The organism is Streptomyces sp. NPDC049627 (assembly GCF_044465645.1).
In the GTDB taxonomy this organism is placed as follows: Bacteria; Actinomycetota; Actinomycetes; order Streptomycetales; family Streptomycetaceae; genus Streptomyces.
In genome coordinates this window covers 87221-103979 of the sequence record NZ_JBITLW010000019.1, presented here as the reverse complement: position 1 = coordinate 103979, position 16759 = coordinate 87221, and the positions used below count along the sequence as shown (strand labels likewise).

Annotated in this window: 16 protein-coding genes and 1 pseudogene; 6 read left to right on the top strand and 11 right to left on the bottom strand. The window is 71.9% G+C overall.

The features are described 5' to 3' along the window. Positions 1–98: 98 nt before the first annotated feature. Entirely contained in the window at positions 99–1904 is a 1806-nt protein-coding gene (locus ACIBU0_RS39725) for a glycoside hydrolase family 3 protein (RefSeq protein WP_398828555.1), read from the bottom strand. Between the two features lie 465 nt (positions 1905–2369). Here ACIBU0_RS39725 and aroA point away from each other — a divergent pair, with 465 nt between their 5' ends. From aroA to ACIBU0_RS39710, 3 genes and pseudogenes are all read left to right on the top strand, one after another. Further along, complete coding sequence (aroA, locus tag ACIBU0_RS39720) at positions 2370–3605, top strand: 3-phosphoshikimate 1-carboxyvinyltransferase (RefSeq protein WP_398828553.1); 1236 nt, start codon at positions 2370–2372, stop codon at positions 3603–3605. A 20-nt stretch (positions 3606–3625) separates the two neighbouring features. Next, positions 3626–4267 (top strand): GNAT family N-acetyltransferase, encoded by a 642-nt coding sequence (locus ACIBU0_RS39715; protein ID WP_398828551.1) that lies wholly within the window; start codon positions 3626–3628, stop codon positions 4265–4267. A 215-nt stretch (positions 4268–4482) separates the two neighbouring features. After that, a pseudogene (locus ACIBU0_RS39710) lies at positions 4483–4590 on the top strand (hydrolase); the annotation flags it as partial. Positions 4591–4666: 76 nt separating this feature from the next. Here the strand turns inward: ACIBU0_RS39710 and ACIBU0_RS39705 are convergent. From ACIBU0_RS39705 to ACIBU0_RS39690, 4 genes are all read right to left on the bottom strand, one after another. Beyond that, positions 4667–5905 carry an MFS transporter gene (locus tag ACIBU0_RS39705; RefSeq protein ID WP_398828548.1) on the bottom strand — a complete coding sequence of 413 codons (1239 nt, stop codon included), beginning with the start codon at positions 5903–5905 and terminating at the stop codon, positions 4667–4669. A gap of 158 nt (positions 5906–6063) precedes the next feature. Next, positions 6064–6864, bottom strand: coding sequence for a sugar phosphate isomerase/epimerase family protein (locus ACIBU0_RS39700; protein ID WP_398828546.1), 801 nt, complete (start codon positions 6862–6864; stop codon positions 6064–6066). Between the two features lie 73 nt (positions 6865–6937). Beyond that, on the bottom strand, positions 6938–7870 hold the full coding sequence (locus ACIBU0_RS39695) for a GNAT family N-acetyltransferase (protein WP_398828544.1): 933 nt from the start codon (positions 7868–7870) through the stop codon (positions 6938–6940). 74 nt (positions 7871–7944) lie between these two features. Next, positions 7945–8541, bottom strand: coding sequence for a dihydrofolate reductase family protein (locus tag ACIBU0_RS39690; RefSeq protein ID WP_398828542.1), 597 nt, complete (start codon positions 8539–8541; stop codon positions 7945–7947). A gap of 166 nt (positions 8542–8707) precedes the next feature. Here ACIBU0_RS39690 and ACIBU0_RS39685 point away from each other — a divergent pair, with 166 nt between their 5' ends. Together ACIBU0_RS39685 and ACIBU0_RS39680 are read left to right on the top strand one after the other, a co-directional pair. Continuing rightward, positions 8708–9319, top strand: coding sequence for a DinB family protein (locus tag ACIBU0_RS39685; RefSeq protein WP_398828540.1), 612 nt, complete (start codon positions 8708–8710; stop codon positions 9317–9319). 177 nt (positions 9320–9496) lie between these two features. Beyond that, a complete protein-coding gene (locus ACIBU0_RS39680) occupies positions 9497–10189 on the top strand; it encodes a family 16 glycosylhydrolase (protein WP_398828538.1) in 693 nt (230 codons plus the stop codon). A gap of 24 nt (positions 10190–10213) precedes the next feature. Here ACIBU0_RS39680 and ACIBU0_RS39675 read toward each other — a convergent pair whose 3' ends face one another. From ACIBU0_RS39675 to ACIBU0_RS39665, 3 genes are read right to left on the bottom strand one after another with little or no spacing between them, the layout of a single operon-like run. After that, a complete protein-coding gene (locus tag ACIBU0_RS39675) occupies positions 10214–11014 on the bottom strand; it encodes a sugar phosphate isomerase/epimerase family protein (RefSeq protein WP_398828712.1) in 801 nt (266 codons plus the stop codon). Positions 11015–11046: 32 nt separating this feature from the next. Further along, positions 11047–12201 (bottom strand): dihydrodipicolinate synthase family protein, encoded by a 1155-nt coding sequence (locus tag ACIBU0_RS39670; RefSeq protein ID WP_398828536.1) that lies wholly within the window; start codon positions 12199–12201, stop codon positions 11047–11049. After that, positions 12198–13355 (bottom strand): Gfo/Idh/MocA family protein, encoded by a 1158-nt coding sequence (locus ACIBU0_RS39665; protein ID WP_398828534.1) that lies wholly within the window; start codon positions 13353–13355, stop codon positions 12198–12200. The genes ACIBU0_RS39670 and ACIBU0_RS39665 overlap by 4 nt, the downstream gene beginning before the upstream one ends. Positions 13356–13627: 272 nt before the next feature. Here ACIBU0_RS39665 and ACIBU0_RS39660 point away from each other — a divergent pair, with 272 nt between their 5' ends. Next, positions 13628–14689, top strand: coding sequence for a LacI family DNA-binding transcriptional regulator (locus tag ACIBU0_RS39660; RefSeq protein ID WP_398828532.1), 1062 nt, complete (start codon positions 13628–13630; stop codon positions 14687–14689). Between the two features lie 86 nt (positions 14690–14775). Here ACIBU0_RS39660 and ACIBU0_RS39655 read toward each other — a convergent pair whose 3' ends face one another. From ACIBU0_RS39655 to ACIBU0_RS39645, 3 genes are all read right to left on the bottom strand, one after another. Further along, positions 14776–15162: a DUF937 domain-containing protein gene (locus tag ACIBU0_RS39655; protein WP_398828530.1), complete on the bottom strand. Its 387-nt coding sequence runs from the start codon at positions 15160–15162 to the stop codon at positions 14776–14778. Between the two features lie 253 nt (positions 15163–15415). After that, on the bottom strand, positions 15416–15805 hold the full coding sequence (gene rbsD / locus ACIBU0_RS39650; RefSeq protein ID WP_398828528.1) for a D-ribose pyranase: 390 nt from the start codon (positions 15803–15805) through the stop codon (positions 15416–15418). After that, entirely contained in the window at positions 15802–16704 is a 903-nt protein-coding gene (locus tag ACIBU0_RS39645; RefSeq protein WP_398828526.1) for a ribokinase, read from the bottom strand. The genes rbsD and ACIBU0_RS39645 overlap by 4 nt, the downstream gene beginning before the upstream one ends. Between the last annotated feature and the right edge of the window lie 55 nt (positions 16705–16759).

Here is a 16759-nt window from a genome sequence, read left to right as displayed (position 1 = left end):
GTGGGGTCCTTTGCGCCGGTTGGGGAGGAGTGCGACAGGTATATGGCGTACGCGCGCTACGCGCATGGTGCTACACCCTTGTACTACCTGCTCCTGTACTACCTGCTCCCGTACGACAGCCCGTGCCCGACCGGAAACAGCACCCGCGTCGGATCGTCCGCCCGCTGCACCGGCACCGGCAGCTTCCCGCGCGGCGCCACCCGCCCCGCGATCACCCGGGCGGCCGCGCGCAGTTCGACGTCGGTCCAGGAGTAGGACGCCAGGCAGGCAGGGACGGCGGGGAGCTGGGCCACGTCGTAGGGGTTGCGGATGGCCACCGCCACCACCGGCCGCCCCGTCCCGAGGAGCTCCCCGACCAGCGTCCTCTGGGCACTGCCCGCGGTGACGTTGTACGTCCCGACCACCACCGCGTCCGCCTCCCGTGCCGCCGCGACGGCCCGGGCGATGGTCGCGGAGGAGGGTGCCGTACCGGTCGACAGGGCGCTCGCCGTGAAGCCCAGCTCGGTGAGGGCGGCGGCGAGCACGCCGGTCGGCGGTCCCGTGGTGCCGGACGGGGAGGCCGGGTCGGCGCCGACGACCAGCACCTTGGGATGGGTACGGCGGGACAGCGGAAGCACCGGCCCCTCGTTGACCAGCAGGGTCGTCGTACGGTCGGCGATGCGGTCGGCGGTGGCGAGGTGAGACGCGGTGCCGACGTTCTTCTCGACCCCGTCCTGGCTGACGTACGGCTCGTCGAACAGCCGCAGCTTCGCCTTCAGCCGCAGGATCCGCAGGATCGACTCGTCCAGCCGCGCCTCGGTCAGCTCGCCGCTCCGGACGGCCCTGAGGACCGCGTTCCAGGCGATGTCCAGGGACGGCGGATTGAGGAGCTGGTCCACGCCGGCCTTGAGGGCGAGGACGGGGACGCGGTCGTCGCCGTACTTGGTGCGTACGCCCTCCATGCCGAGCGAGTCGGTGACGACGACCCCGTCGTAGCCCAGTTCCTCGCGCAGGATGCCGCTGAGGATCGGGTGGGAGAGGGTGGCCGGGTCGCCGGAGTCGTCGAGCGCCGGGACCATGATGTGCGCGGTCATGATGGAGTCGATGCCGGCCCGGACGGCGGCCCGGAAGGGCGGCGCGTCCAGTGCGTCCCACTGCTCGCGGGTGTGCGTGATGACCGGGAAGCCGTAGTGGCTGTCGACGGCGGTGTCGCCGTGGCCCGGGAAGTGCTTGGCGGTGGCCGCGATCTGCCGCGCGCGCTGGTATCCGGCCGCCTCGGCGGCGACCATGCCGGCCACGGCGTCCGGTTCGGCGCCGAAGGAGCGTACGCCGATGACCGGGTTGGCCGGGTTGACGTTCACGTCGGCCACGGGGGAGTAGTTCTGGCGGATGCCGAGCGCCCTGAGTTCCTGTCCGGCGATGCGGCCGAGCGTGCGGGCGTCGGCGCGGGAGCCGCCGGCCCCGATGGCCATGGCGCCCGGGAAGAGGGTGGCGGGCTTGCCGACGCGGCAGACGATGCCGTGCTCCTGGTCGGTGGAGATGAGCACGGGCAGACCGCGGGGCTGGGTGAGGGACGCCCGCTGGATGCCGTTGGACAGGTCGGCGATCTGGTGCGGACTGCGGGTGTTGTGGGCCCAGGTGAAGTAGATGATGCCGCCCACGCGGTACTTGGCGATCAGCTCGGCGGCCGTGCGGACGCCGATCTCCTTGAGATTGGCGTCGATGTCGGCCTGGTCGGGGGCGGTGGCGGAGTGGCCGTAGACCCGCATGACGAAGAGCTGGCCGACCTTCTCCTCCAGGGTCATACGGGAGATGAGGGAGCGGAGTTTCTTGTCGCCGGGGGTGCCGGCGCTTGCAGTGGTGCCGATGGCCAGAGCTGCGGTGACGCCTGCGGTGGCGGCGAGGACGGTACGTCTGGAGGGCACGTGCGCTCCTTCCGGAGTGATCCGCTGGAGATCGGCTGAAGGAAACTTCCGTGAGGGACTCAATATCCGGGAAGTTTCTGCCGGTCAAGGGAGCGCGCACACGGCAGGGGCTTTCGCGGAGGGGCCGCCATCGGCGCAGTTGGAGGGGGGCGCGCCGATGACGGCGTGCTGCCGGCCGCGGCACGGCGGAGAGGGTGGTCAGCGATCGCAGCCAGCAGCGAGGGCCGACACCGCACCACGGTGACTCTCCGGCAGCTTGCGGGTTGGACGAGCGGGGGTGGGGCGGGGTTCCCGGGGACGGCCGGAATCGGCGAAGTCGGGGCGCCGGTGGCCGACGTGACGGATGGTGGGCGATGAGCGCGGCTTCCGGCACGTGTCCGGTGCGGTTTTCCGGCGTGTGTCCGGTGCGGGTCCATCCCGTGGACGCCCCGGCACCCCGGCCGCCGCCCGGGCGATCATGAGGCCATGCCCGCAGTCGACATCCCCGGTTCCAAGTCCATCACCGCCCGCGCCCTCTTCCTGGCGGCCGCGGCCGACGGTGTCACCACCCTCGTACGGCCACTGCGCTCCGACGACACGGAGGGCTTCGCCGAGGGGCTGACCCGGCTCGGCTACCGGGTGGGCCGGACTCCGGACACCTGGCAGGTCGACGGCCGCCCGCAGGGCCCCGCGGTCGCGGAGGCGGACGTCTACTGCCGCGACGGCGCGACGACGGCCCGCTTCCTGCCGACGCTGGCCGCGACCGGCCACGGGACCTACCGCTTCGACGCCTCGCCCCAGATGCGCCGCCGCCCCCTGGGGCCGCTGAGCTCGGCCCTGCGCGACCTGGGCGTGGACCTGCGGCACGAGGAGAAGGCGGGCCACCATCCGCTGACGGTCGTCGCGGCCGGCGTCGAGGGCGGCGAGGTCACGCTGGACGCGGGCCAGTCCTCGCAGTACCTCACCGCCCTGCTGCTGCTCGGCCCGCTGACCCGCAAGGGCCTGCGGATCACGGTGACCGACCTGGTCTCGGTGCCGTACGTCGAGATCACGATCGCGATGATGCGGGCGTTCGGGGCGGAGGTACGGCGCGAGGGGAACGCCTTCGTCGTCCCGCCGGGCGGCTACCGGGCGACGACCTACGAGATCGAGCCCGACGCGTCGACCGCGAGCTACTTCTTCGCCGCGGCCGCCCTCACGGGCGGCGAGGTGACGGTCCCGGGCCTGGGCGAGGGCGCCCTCCAGGGCGACCTGGGCTTTGTCGACGTCCTGCGGCGGATGGGCGCGGAAGTCGAGAGCGGCGCGGACGGCACGACGGTCCGCGGCACCGGCGAACTGCGCGGCCTCACGGTCACCATGCGGGACATCTCCGACACCATGCCGACGCTCGCGGCCATCGCGCCGTTCGCCTCCGGGCCGGTGCGGATCGAGGACGTGGCGAACACCCGGGTCAAGGAGTGCGACCGGCTGGAGGCATGTGCGGAGAACCTGCGGCGGCTGGGGGTGGAGGTGGCGACGGGCCCGGACTGGATCGAGATCCACCCGGGTGCGCCCGCCGCGAGCGGGGCGCAGATCAAGTCCTACGGTGACCACCGCATCGTGATGTCGTTCGCGGTGACCGGCCTGCGGGTGCCCGGCATTTCGTTCGACGACCCGGGGTGCGTACGGAAGACTTTCCCCGGTTTCCACGAGGAGTTCGGGGCGCTGCGGGCGCGGTTGTGACGAGTGACGGGGGTCGACGGGTGAGTTTCAAGCCGGAGGGGCCGGTTCTCCAGGGCGCGCTGGTGCGTCTGGAACCGCTGGAACACCGGCACGCCGCCGATCTGGCGGTGGCGGCGGAGGAGGACCGCGGGACCTACGCGTTCACATGGGTGCCGAGGGCCCATGAGGTCGGCGCCTACATCGACTTGCAGCTCGCCCGGGCGGCGGAGGGCGAGGTTGCCCCGTATGCGCAGGTGGCGACGGCCTCCGGGCGTGCGGTCGGCACCACGGCCTACTGCGAACCCAGGTCGTGGCTGTCGGAGGACGAGGTGTCCGCCGTCGAGGTCGGCCACACCTGGCTCGCGAAGTCGGCGCAGGGCACGGGCATCAACGCCGAGGCCAAGTTGCTGTTGTTTCGGCACGCCTTCGAGGTCTGGGGCGTGTCCCGGGTGGACTTGAAGACGGACGCCCGCAACCAGCGTTCCCGCGCGGCCATCGAGAGTGTGGGCGCCCGCTTCGAGGGCGTGTTGCGGAACTGGTCCCGGTCGAAGGTGGTCGGTGAGGAGGGGCGGCTGCGCGACTCCGCGATCTTCTCCATCACGGCGGGGGAGTGGCCGGAGTGCCGGGGGCGTCTGGAGCAACGGGTGGCCCACTTCCTACCGAAGCCACCGCCCACTCCCTGACCACCGCCGCGAGGGGCTCGCATACGGCGGCGGTGACCGGCTCTGCTTTGGACGCCGGTCCGCGTCTTTCAGCCCGTCCGGCGTTTGAGGACGAGGCCCTTCGGGGCCGAAGCGGGGGTCCAGGGGGCGGCAGCCCCCTTGCGGGGTTGAAGGGGCGGAGCCCCTTCGAGGATGGGACGGGTAGGGGCGGCGGGGGCGAAAGAGACAAAGGACCGGTGCAGAACCACCGCCCCAAGGACCACTGGCAGCACTGGCTCGCCGACCGCCTCACCGACCTCCGCCACCAGGTCACCTACCCACAGCTGCCCGACCCCGACGACCCCGTGGGGCCGGGGACGGGCGCCGGTTACGGCCTCTGGCCCGCCGTACTGGACTGGTGCCTGGACGCCGCCGCGAAGCTCACTCCCCGTCCGGCGTAGCCGCGCCGCCCCGCAGCTCCGGCGTGCTCGTGCCGACGTAGGCCACCGCCAGCACGCACAGCAGCCCGCCCGTGACGAGGGCGGTCGCACCGGACGACCAGCCCGCGACGAGGCCGCCGCGCAGATTGCCGAGGTGCGGGCCGCCCTGGCCGACGATCTGCTCGGCGGCCGTCACCCGGCCGAGCAGGGCGTCCGGCGTACGGGTCTGGACGACAGTCCCGCGCGAGACGACCGCCAGCGCATCGGCGGCACCCGCCACCACCAGCAGCCCGAGCCCCACCCACGGGTCGGTCATCAGGCCGAACAGCGCCAGCGCCGCGCCCCACGTCGCCGACCCGCACAGCATCACCAGACCGGGTCGGCCCAGGCGGGTGACCGAACCCGACAGGGCCGTCGCCGCTACACCGCCCACCGCGAGGGCCGACAGGAACAGGCCGAGGGTGCGCGGGTCGCCGCCGAAGCGCTCGGCGTTGACCAGAGGAAAGAGGCTGACCGGCATGGCGAGGACCGTGGCGGCGAGGTCGGTGATGAGCACGCCGCGCACCACCCGGTGGCCGGCCAGGAAACGCACCCCGTCCAGAACGCCGTGCAGTCCGGCCCGCGACGGCTCGCCCTCGGGCGGCAGCCCGGGCAGGCCGAAGGCGCCGTAGAAGGCGAGACCGAAACTCAGGGCGTCCAGCAGATAGCAGACGCCGATACCGAACCAGCCGAGGAGCACCCCGCCCAGCGCGGGGCCGACGAGCATCATCGCCTGGGCGGTGGCGTGGTTGAGGGCCAGTCCGGCCGCCACCTGCTCCTTCGGCAGCAGCCGCGGCACGAACACCCCCGCCGCCGGGCCGCCGACCGCGCCGAAGCAGGAGCCGGCCGCCACCAGGGCGAGGATCCCGGCCACCGGCACACCTCCGGTGAAGCCCTGCACCGCGAGGAGCAGCGCGCAGACCGCCTGTCCGACGGTGGCGAGCAGGAAGATCCGCCGCCGGTCACCCCGGTCCACCCAGGCCCCGGCGAACAGGCCCACGCCCACGATGGGCACCACCTGCGCGAGACCGACCGCACCGCTCCAGACCGTGCTGTGGGTCAGGTCCCAGACCTGGTACATGACGGTCACCAGCGTCATGAAGCCGCCGAGCAGGGACACCGTCCGCCCGATCAGCAGCCGCCGGAAGGCGGGCGAGGTACGCAGTGGCCGTACGTCGATCAGCGTACGGGCGAGACTCATGACGGCATGGCGGGGCGCGGGGCGGAATCGGGCACGAGGCGGGACGCTATCCGGCGCCCGTCGTGCCGGGCCACCGAATTACCTGCGGCAGCGCATGACCCGCGGCAGCGCATGACCTCCGGCAGCCGCCACGGGCAGCGGCCTCCGCAAGCCGGCGCCTACGCCGACTCGTTCAGCAGCCGCCCCAGATGCTCCCGGCCCGCGCCGAGCAGGTCGGGCAGCGCGGCGGCAGCCTCGTACCAGCGCTTCTCGTACTCCCAGCACAGCCAGCCGTCCCAGCCGTGCCGGGAGAGCACCTCGACGCACTCGGCCAGCGGCAGCACCCCGGCGCCGAGCGGCAACGGGGTCGTGTCGTCGGCGGAGGCGATGTCCTTGACCTGGACATAGCCGAGGTACGGGGCGAGGGCGGCGTAGCTCTCCGAGGGCTGTTCGCCGCCCAGCCAGGTGTGCATGACGTCCCACAGCGACCCGACGTGGCGGTGGCCGACCAGGCCGAGGACACGGATCGCCTCGGCGCCGGTGCGGTGCGAGTCGTGGGTCTCCAGCAGGATCCGTACGCCGAGGTCGGCGGCGTACTCCGCGGCCGTGCCCAGGCGCCGCGCGGCGATCGCGTCCGCGGACTGCCGGCTCTGCTCGGGGTCGGCGCCGGGGAAGACGCGGACAAAGCCGGCGCCGAGGTCGTGGGCGAGGTCGAGGAGGGTGCGGATCTCCTCGATCACAGGGCCGTCGTCGCCGGGCGCGGCGGCCCGGGCGTACCCGGCGACCCCCAGGAGCTCGATGCCGGCGGCCTTGAACTCGGCTGCCACGTCGGCCCGTTGGCCGGCATCCAGGCCCGGATGCACCGGTTCCTCCGGGTGCGCGCGCAACTCGACACCGTGATACCCGTGCGCGGTCGCGAGCCGCAGCACGTCGGGGAGGGGGAGACCGGGGACGCCGAGGGTGGAGAACGCCAGTTTCATGCCTTCCACCTTGCCAGGTAAGGCGGAGCACGCCCATCCGGCCGGGCACGGACGCCCGGCGATCAGGACGTCGTCACTCCGCTGTGCCCTGCAGATCCAGGCGCCAGTCCTGCCCGGTCAGGTCCTTGCCGAAGGAGCGGTGGGGCTTCTCGGCGACGAGGACGAAACCATGGCGCCGGTAGATACGGCGGGCGGCGGCCAGGACGTCGTTGGTCCACAGGACGAGGTCGCGGTAGCCGACGCCGCGCGCGAAGTCGACGACCGCGCCGACCAGCCGGTCGCCGATGCCGAGGCCGCGGGCGTCCGGCTCGACGAGGAGGAGGCGCAGCCGGGCCGTGCCCGGTGCCTCGTCCCGTACGCACATCACGCAGCCCGCCGGACGTCCGTCCAGCTCGGCGATCCACACCCGCTCCAGGTGCGGATCATGGTCCTCGGCGAAGTCCGCGACGATCCTCGCCACCAGCCCCTCGTAGTCGGCGTTCCAGCCGTACTCGGCGGCGTACAGGGCGGCGTTGCGCTGCACGATCCAGCCGAGGTCGCCGGGGCCGGGCTCGCGCAGCAGCACGTCCTCGCGGCGGGGAGGGCGGCCGTGGGACAGGATCGTGCGCACGGTCGCCATGGCCTCGGCGAGGCGCGGCCGTTCGGCCGCCGGCACCGTCGACAGCAGGGAGCCGACCGTGTCGTTCGACCGTTCCTCCAGCAGCTTGCCGGTCTCCCGGCCGTGCGCGGTGAGCGTGACGCGCCGGCGGCGCGGGTCGTGCCGGGAGGTGGTGCGCTCGATGAGGCCGTCCTGCTCGAACTTGTTCAGGATCCGGCTCAGATACCCCGCGTCCAGGGAGAGTTCGGCCCGCAGGTCGGCCGCGTCGGTCCGCGGGGAGTGCGCGAGCTCGTACAGGACGCGGGCCTCGGTGAGGGTGTACGGGGCGTAGAGGTGGCGGCTGTAGTCGAGGGCGCCGATGACGTTCGTGTAGAAGCGGTTGAAGGCGCGGATGTCCTGGACGGTCATGAGTGTCGACCCCCGGATGCTTGACTCAGTCAGAGATGTCGTAGGTCGAGCCTAGAACGCCCGCGCCCCCGCGGCTACCCTTCGGCGGCCGGCCGGTAGACGCACACCTGCACGCCGGTCTTCCCGGCGACCGTGGACACGAGCTCGAACGGCCGCTTCCCGCCGTCCGCCGGGAAGATCGACTTGCCGCCGCCCAGCAGCACCGGCATGACGACGAGTTGCAGTTCGTCGACCAGCCCTTCCTGGATGAGCGTGCGGACGAGGGTGGCGCTGCCCATCATCGCCAGGTCGCCGCCCTCGCTCTCGCGCAGCTCACGGATCCGGGCGACGGCCTCGCCGCCGGGGATGCGGGTGGTGTTGTTCCAGGTCAGCTCGGCGTCGGTGAGCGTGTCTGTCACGACGTACTTCTTGAGGGAGTTCAGCCGGTCGGCGAACGGATCGCCGGCGCGCTCGGGCCAGGCCCCCGCCATGGTCAGGTAGGTCCGGCGCCCGTACAGCAGCGCCTCGGCCTTCTCCAGCCCTTCGCCGAACGCCGGGCCGAGCACCTCCTCGTCGAAGTACGGGTGCGACCAGCCCCCGTGCGCGAAGCCGCCGTCGGTGTCCTCCTCGGGGCCGCCGGGGGCCTGGACGACGCCGTCGAGGCTGATGAACTCGGTGATGACGATGCGCATGAGAGGGCTCCTGTTGCTCGCTCGGGTGAGGTCGGCATGAGAGACCGGGACGCGTCCGGAAACTCATCGGTGGGGGAGTCCTATGTGCGGAATCACGGATTCGGTAGAGGACGCGCCTACGGCAAAGACTTGTCGCCCAAGATCACGCACCTGGCAGACTGCCCCGATGACCGCCACCGATCCCAGGGAAGACCTCCGCCGCTGCCTACAGGACGCCCGCGACGCCCTCCTCTGGAAGCTCGACGGCCTCTCGGAATACGACGTCCGCCGCCCGATGACCCCCACCGGCACCAACCTGCTCGGCCTGGTCAAGCATCTGACCGGGGCGGAGGCGTTCTACTTCGGTGACACCTTCGGCCGCCCCTGCCCGGCGCCTCCGCTCTGGATCACCGGTGACGCCGCCGAGCCGAACGCCGACCTGTGGGCGACCGCCGACGAGACGCGTGAGCGCCTGGTCGCCGACTATCGCAGGGTCTGCGCCCACGCGGACGCGACGATCGAGGCGCTGCCCCTGGACGCGGTCGGCCGAATACCCGGGGATCCTCCGATCGAGATCACGCTCCACCGCGTCCTCGCCCACATGATCGGCGAAACCCACCGGCACGCCGGCCACGCGGACATCGTGCGCGAACTCATCGACGGGGCTGCGGGGTTGCGCGCGGGGGACGGCAACATGGCGCCGGGCGACGCGGAGTGGTGGGCGGCGCACCGGGAGCGGGTGGAGGCGGCGGCGCGGGCCGCCGGGGACGGCGAGCGCGGCGACCAGGGCCTCACCTGAAACACCCGGGTGTCTTCAACTCCGGAAGCCAGGAAACGAAGCGCGCCGCGCATCTTGTCAAACATTGAACGGACTCCTACAGTCCGGCGATAAGGGAGCGTGGGACCGCTCCCACCCCCACGTCGTCCGAGCAATGGAACCGCGATGTCATCTGCACTTCTCAGGCCGGGACGCCTGATGGTTGTCACCCTCACGGCGCTGTCACTGCTTCTCCTGGGACAGCCGCGAGCCCACGCGGCGTCCTGGGGAGCCCCGCAGGCCGTCAACTCGTGGAACACCATCAGCGGACGGTGGACCGCCAACAACGAGCTGGAGACCTACACCCCCGCCTGCGTCTGGTACGAGGGCAACACCCTCGTCATCAAGACCTACAAGTCGGGCAGCACGTACTACTCGGGCCGCGTGGAGTCCAAGGCGCTCTACGGCTACGGCACCTACAGCTTCACCGCGAACATGCCCAACGGCCAGGGCCTCCTGCCCGCGGTATGGGCGGCCTACCTGAATCCGTGGCTGCCCGAGTTCGACGCCGCCGAAATCGTCGGCCAGAACCCGAACACCGTCTACCAGACCTCCCACGACATGAACAACGCCCAGACCCAGTTCTCGAAGACGAACTCTGCGGGCTGGACCAACACGTACCACAGGTACTCGTTCACCTGGTGGCCCGATCACATCGACTTCGCCGTGGACGGCACCATCACCGGCACCAAGTGGTACACCACTCCACCGGGTGTCGGGATGCGCTTCATCGTGAACACCGCCGTCGGCGGCGACTGGCCGGGCAACCCCAACGACTCGACATGGGCCACGGGAGACGGCGCGAGGTACCTGAAGGTCTCCTCGATCACGTACACCCCGTACTACCCGTAAGGCCACGGAAGGCGTCGCGGCGCTTCACCGCATCACGTGCTCCACGAACCGCCGCGCCGTCTCCGCCAGCACCTCCCGCCCGTCCCGGGCCCACAACCCGTCGTTGAACAACTCGACTTCGACGGCCCCCGCGTACCCGGCCGCCTCCACGTACCCGAGCCATTCCCGCATGTCGATCGCCCCGTCCCCGATCTGGCCGCGCCCGGTGAGCACGCCCTGGGGCAAGGGGGTCGTCCAGTCGGCGAGCTGGAAGGTGTGGATACGGCCCGAAGCGCCCGCCCGGGCGATCTGCTCCGGCGCCGTGTCGTCCCACCAGATGTGGTACGTGTCCACGGTGACGCCGACCTGCCGGGCGGGGAAGCGCTCCGCGAGGTCCAGGGCCTGGGCCAGCGTCGACACCACGCAGCGGTCGGCGGCGTACATCGGGTGCAGCGGCTCGATGGCCAGCTTCACACCGCGCTCCTCGGCGTACGGGCCCAGCTCGCCCAGCGCCTCGGCGATCCGCTCCCGCGCGCCGTGCAGGTCCTTGGAGCCGACGGGCAGACCGCCGGACACCAGTACCAGGACGTCCGTTCCCAGCGTCGCCGCCTCGTCGACCGCCCTCCGGTTGTCGTCCAGCGCCGCGGCCCGCTCCTGCGGGTCGATCGCCGTGAAGAAGCCGCCCCGGCACAGTGTGGTGACCGTCAGTCCGGCGTCACGGACCAGCTTGGCCGTCGCCTCCAGGCCGTACGACTGGACGGGCTCGCGCCACAGGCCGACGTTCCCGATGCCCAACCGGGCGCAGCCGTCGACCAGTTCGGGCAGCGACAGCTGCTTCACCGTCATCTGGTTGATGGAGAAGCGTTCGAGTCCGGTGCTCACTGGGCCACTCCGTACAGGGCGAGCAGGTTCTTCATCCGCTCCTGAGCCAGCTTCGGGTCGGGGAACAGGCCCAGTCCGTCGGCGAGTTCGTAGGCACGGGCGAAGTGCGGGAGGGAGCGGGCCGACTGCAGGCCGCCGACCATGGTGAAGTGCGACTGGTGACCGGCCAGCCAGGCCAGGAAGACCACACCCGTCTTGTAGAAGCGGGTGGGTGCCTGGAAGAGGTGGCGGGACAACTCGACGGTCGGGTCGAGCAGTTCGCGGAACCCGGCGACATTCCCGGTGTCGAGCACCCGGACGGCCTCCGCCGCCAGCGGCCCCAGCGGGTCGAAGATGCCGAGCAGCGCGTGGCTGAAGCCCTGCTCGTCGCCCGCGATCAGCTCGGGGTAGTTGAAGTCGTCGCCGGTGTAGCAGCGCACGCCCTGCGGGAGGCGGCGGCGGATGTCGATCTCGCGCTGAGCCTCCAGCAGCGAGACCTTGATGCCGTCCACCTTGTCGGGGTGCGCGGCGATGACCTCCAGGAAGGTGTCCGTGGCCGTGTCGAGGTCGCTCGACCCCCAGTAGCCCTCCAGCGCCGGGTCGAACATCGGGCCGAGCCAGTGCAGGATCACCGGCTCGGCGGCCTGGCGCAGGAGGTGGCCGTAGACCTCCAGGTAGTCCTCGGGACCCTTGGCGGCGGCCGCGAGCGCCCGGGACGCCATCAGGATGGCCTGCGCTCCGGACTCCTCCACGAGGGCGAGCTGCTCCTCGTAGGCCGCCCGGACCTCGTCCAGGGTCGCCGGGCCGGTCAGCTGGTCGGTGCCGACGCCGCAGGCGATCAGACCGCCGACCGACTTGGCCTCGGCGGCGCTGCGCCGGATCAGCTCCGCCGCGCCCGCCCAGTCGAGCCCCATCCCGCGCTGGGCGGTGTCCATCGCCTCGGCGACACCCAGCCCGTGCGACCACAGGTGGCGGCGGAAGGCGAGGGTGGCGTCCCAGTCGACGGCGGCGGGCGAGTCGGGGGTGGTGTCGGCGAACGGGTCGGCGACGACGTGCGCCGCCGAGAGGACCGTACGGGACGCGAAGGGCGCGCCCGGGTTGAGGGCGAGGGGCTCCTGGCGGGGCTCGTACGCCCTCGACCCGCCCTTGAAGTCAGGGAGTCGGATGGTCACAGCGAGATCTCCGGTACGTCGATACGGCGGCCCTCGGCCGAGGACTTCAGGCCCAGCTCGGCGAGCTGGACGCCGCGAGCGCCGGCGAGGAGGTCCCAGTGGTAGGGGGCGTCGGCGTAGACGTGCTTGAGGAACAGCTCCCACTGGGCCTTGAAGCCGTTGTCGAACTCGGCGTTGTCCGGGACCTCCTGCCACTGGTCGCGGAAGACCTCGGTGGCGGGGATGTCGGGGTTCCAGACCGGCTTGGGGGTGGCGCTGCGGTGCTGGACGCGGCAGTTGCGCAGACCCGCGACCGCCGAGCCCTCCGTGCCGTCGACCTGGAACTCCACCAGCTCGTCGCGGTTGACGCGCACGGCCCACGACGAGTTGATCTGGGCGATCGCGCCGCCGTCCAGCTCGAAGATGCCGTAGGCGGCGTCGTCGGCCGTGGCGTCGTAGGGCTTGCCGTTCTCGTCCCAACGCTGCGGGATGTGGGTGGTGGCGATGGCCTGGACGGACTTCACGCGGCCGAACAGCTCGTGCAGCACGTACTCCCAGTGCGGGAACATGTCGACAACGATGCCACCCCCGTCCTCGGCGCGGTAATTCCAGGACGGGCGCTGCGCGGTCTGCCAGTCGCCCTCGAAGACCCAGTAGCCGAACTCGCCGCGGATGGACAGGATGCGGCCGAAGAAGCCCCCGTCGATGAGCCGCTTCAGCTTCAGCAGGCCGGGGAGGAAGAGCTTGTCCTGGACGACGCCGTGCTTGATGCCGGCTTCGCCCGCCAGACGAGCCAGCTCCAGGGCGCCTTCCAGGCCGGTCGCGGTCGGCTTCTCCGTGTAGATGTGCTTGCCCGCCGCGATCGCCTTCTTGATCGCCTCCTCGCGGGCCGAGGTCACCTGGGCGTCGAAGTAGATGTCGACGGTCGGGTCGGCGAGCACCGCGTCGAGGTCGGTCGAGATGTTCTGCGGGTCCAGGCCGTGCTGCTCGGCGAGCGCCTTCAGGGCGTGCTCGCGGCGGCCGACCAGGATCGGCTCCGGCCACAGCACGGTGCCGTCGCCCAGGTCGAGGCCGCCCTGTTCACGGAGGGCCAGGATGGAGCGGACCAGGTGCTGGCGGTAGCCCATGCGCCCCGTCACACCGTTCATGGCGATACGCACCGTCTTGCGTGTCACGTCGTTCCCTTCGTACGCGGGGTCTGCGCCGCGTATCGCCCTGTCGTGCACTGGTGAGCGTCGCAGCAAGCGCTTTCTATGAGATAAGAAGCTAGCCTCTGAGCAGCGGTCTGGACAAGACCGTGACGAGGTTGAGTTGTTCGAGGGGACGAACAACGGGGGTTTCTCGCCGTAAGGTCTGCTCGACACATTCGGAACCACGGGCCGCGGACGGCCTGTCTACGAGCACGTATGCGGTGGTACGACGAGATGCGCGACCGGAGGACGACGAGATGACGGTGACCCTGGCGGACGTGGCGGCCCGCGCCCAGGTCTCCCCCGCGACGGTGTCGCGCGTGCTGAACGGGAACTACCCCGTGGCCGCCACCACCCGGGAGCGGGTGCTGCGGGCGGTGGACGAGCTGGACTACGTACTCAACGGCCCCGCGAGTTCGCTGGCCGCGGCGACGTCCGATCTGGTCGGCATCCTGGTCAACGACATCGCCGACCCCTTCTTCGGGATCATGGCGAGCGCGATCCAGTCCGAGATCGGCGGGCCGGGCGGCCGCGCGGGCGGCGAGCGGCTCGCGGTGGTCTGCAACACGGGCGGCACCCCGGAGCGCGAGCTGACGTACCTGACCCTGCTGCAGCGGCAGCGCGCGGCGGCGGTCGTGCTGACCGGCGGCGCCGTCGAGGACGAGCCGCACGCGGCGGCGGTCGCGGCGAAGCTGCGGAAGCTGGCGGACGCCGGGACGCGGGTCGTGCTGTGCGGGCGGCCGCCTGCGCCGGACACCGGCGCCATCGCGCTGACCTTCGACAACCGCGGCGGCGGGCGCGAACTGACCGAGCACCTGATCGGCCTGGGCCACCGGCGGCTCGGCTACATCGCGGGCCCCGAAGAGCGCACGACGACCCGGCACCGGCTGGAGGGCCACCGGGCCGCGCTGCAGGCGCACGGCATACAGGAGGACCCGCGCTGGACGGTCCACGGGCGCTACGACCGGCAGTCCGGTTACGAGGCGACGCTGGAGCTGCTGCGCCGGGACCCGTCGCTGACGGCCGTGGTCGCCGCGAACGACTCCGTCGCGCTGGGGGCGTGCGCGGCGCTGCGGGATTCCGGGCTGCGGATCCCGGACGACGTGTCGGTGGCGGGCTTCGACGACCTTCCGTTCAGCATTGATGCGGTGCCCTCTTTGACGACGGTGCGGTTGCCGTTGGCGGAGGCGGGGGCACGGGCCGGGCGGATCGCCATGGGGCGGGAGGAGCCGCCGCCCGGGGGGATCGCGACGATTCGGGGGGAGCTGATGGTCCGGGGGTCGTCCGGGGGGCCCAGGGAGAGCGCGCCATCGGCTTGAGTGCCTGTTCGAGCGGCATCCTCGGACACCGAGCCGGCGCAGGGCTCCCCGGGGCTATGTCGCCCGAGGCGCCCCTGTCTCGCTGATCATTTGCCCGCCGCCCGTTTGGTGAGCACCGCCAGCTCCGCCGGAATCACCATCGCCACGACCCGGGACACCGCGTCCGGCGGCAGCCCCGTCCTCCCGGCCACCGCCTGCGCCACCGACGCGGCCTCCTCGGCCAGCACCCCGGCCATGAGGCCGCCCGTCGCGAAGCCGCCCACCGTGGCCACGCCCGTGAGCGGGGCGTCGTGCGGTGTCGCGACGGCCTCGGCCTCGCCGGACAGCGCGGCCACCGTCGTACCGACCATCTGCCGGGCGCCCGCCTCGTCCGTGCCCAGCAGTCCGGCGATCTCCCCGACCCGGTCGTCGCCGAGCTCGTCCAGTACATCGTCCTGCAGGGACGTGAGGGGGTTCTCGTCTACCTCTGACATGTCTGAAACGCTACGTCTGCCCTGATTGCTCGGCACGCCGAGATACGCCGAGATGCGCCGGGAAAAAAATCCGCGGAGACCGTGCAACCCTTCCCCCACCTCGCGGGTCGTACTTGGCATCAGGACTCTTGGAGGGGGATCTGGGGGGATCGCGGGGGTTCTGACGGGAGGGGAACGCGAGGGGCTCGGTCGACGGACCGGGCCCCTCGAAACGTTCAGCGGGTCAAGGGTCGGCAGGGCGGGCGTCAGCGGGTCAGAAGAAGACCCCGCAGCGCAGCAGCACATTCGCGTACGGCCGTGCCTCCCCGGTCCGCACCACCAGCCGCGCCCCGGCCGACAGCTCCTTCAGCCGCTCGTGCGTGACCAGCTCCAGCTCGGGAAACTCACCCTCCAGCAGCGCGGCCACCGCCGGATTGGCGTCCCGCATCTCCTTCGCCGCCGTCGCGCCCTCGACCACCAGCTCGGCCAGCAGACCGTCCAGCACCACGGCGAAGGACGGCACCCCGGCCCGGAAGGCCAGGTCCACGACCCGGGGACCGTCCGGTATCGGCATGCCCGCGTCGCACACCAGCACGCCGTCGCCGTGGCCCAGTTCCGCCAGGGCGCCGGAGAGGTGACGGTTCAGGATTCCGGCCTTCTTCACGGCGCCTCGACCTCCGCCGCGGTGGGGAAGGACTCCTGCGCGCCCTCCTTCGTGACCGCAGCCGCCCCGACCCGGGCCGCGTACGCCGCCGCCTCCGTCAGGGACGAACCCGTGCCGAGCTTCCAGGCCAGCGCCGCCGTGAACGCGTCGCCCGCGCCCGTCGTGTCCACCGCGTCCACCTTCACGGACGGAACCCGCGTCACCCCCGCCGAGGAGGCCACCAGCGCCCCCTCCGAGCCCAGGGTCACCACCACCGAGCGGGGCCCCTTGGCCAGCAGGATCCGCGCCCAGTCCTCCGGCGTCTCGCCCACCGCGGAGTCGCCGAGGATCACCTTCGCCTCGTGCTCGTTCACGATCAGCGGGTCGCAGGCCGCCAGCACCTCGGTCGGCAGCGGGCGGGGCGGGGAGGGATTGAGGACGAAACGGCTGCCCTCCGCCAGATTCCGTACGACCTCCACGACCGTCTCCAGCGGGATCTCCAGCTGGGCGGAGACCACCCGCGACGCCTGGAAGAGGCTCGCGGCGGCCCGTACGTCCTGCGGAGTGAGCCTGCCGTTGGCCCCCGGCGACACCACGATGCTGTTGTCCCCGGACGGGTCCACCGTGATCAGCGCGACGCCGGTCGGCGCGCCGCCGACCAGGACGCCCACCGTGTCGACGCCGGCCGCCCGCTGCGAGTCGAGCAGCAGCCGGCCGTACGCGTCGTCGCCGACGCGGGCCAGCAGGACCGTACGGGACCCGAGCCGGGCGGCCGCGACCGCCTGGTTCGCGCCCTTGCCGCCCGGGTGGACGGCCAGATCGGAGCCGAGCACGGTCTCGCCGGCGCCCGGCCGGCGCTCGACACCGATCACCAGGTCGGCGTTGGCCGACCCTACGACCAGCAGGTCGTAGTCGTACATGAGATTGCTCCCCTGATAGTCCCCGTGCCGGCGTGCGGCGGGCGGCCCCATGCTC

Excerpts from the sequence above, each read along its gene's own strand:
- aroA (WP_398828553.1), top strand. The coding sequence starts at position 2,370 with ATGCCCGCAGTCGACATCCCCGGTTCCAAGTCCATCACCGCCCGCGCC.
- ACIBU0_RS39705 (WP_398828548.1), bottom strand. The coding sequence starts at position 5,905 with ATGAGTCTCGCCCGTACGCTGATCGACGTACGGCCACTGCGTACCTCG.
- ACIBU0_RS39700 (WP_398828546.1), bottom strand. The coding sequence starts at position 6,864 with ATGAAACTGGCGTTCTCCACCCTCGGCGTCCCCGGTCTCCCCCTCCCC.
- ACIBU0_RS39695 (WP_398828544.1), bottom strand. The coding sequence starts at position 7,870 with ATGACCGTCCAGGACATCCGCGCCTTCAACCGCTTCTACACGAACGTC.
- ACIBU0_RS39690 (WP_398828542.1), bottom strand. The coding sequence starts at position 8,541 with ATGCGCATCGTCATCACCGAGTTCATCAGCCTCGACGGCGTCGTCCAG.
- ACIBU0_RS39685 (WP_398828540.1), top strand. The coding sequence starts at position 8,708 with ATGACCGCCACCGATCCCAGGGAAGACCTCCGCCGCTGCCTACAGGAC.
- ACIBU0_RS39680 (WP_398828538.1), top strand. The coding sequence starts at position 9,497 with ATGGTTGTCACCCTCACGGCGCTGTCACTGCTTCTCCTGGGACAGCCG.
- ACIBU0_RS39675 (WP_398828712.1), bottom strand. The coding sequence starts at position 11,014 with ATGACGGTGAAGCAGCTGTCGCTGCCCGAACTGGTCGACGGCTGCGCC.
- ACIBU0_RS39660 (WP_398828532.1), top strand. The coding sequence starts at position 13,628 with ATGACGGTGACCCTGGCGGACGTGGCGGCCCGCGCCCAGGTCTCCCCC.
- ACIBU0_RS39655 (WP_398828530.1), bottom strand. The coding sequence starts at position 15,162 with ATGTCAGAGGTAGACGAGAACCCCCTCACGTCCCTGCAGGACGATGTA.
- ACIBU0_RS39645 (WP_398828526.1), bottom strand. The coding sequence starts at position 16,704 with ATGTACGACTACGACCTGCTGGTCGTAGGGTCGGCCAACGCCGACCTG.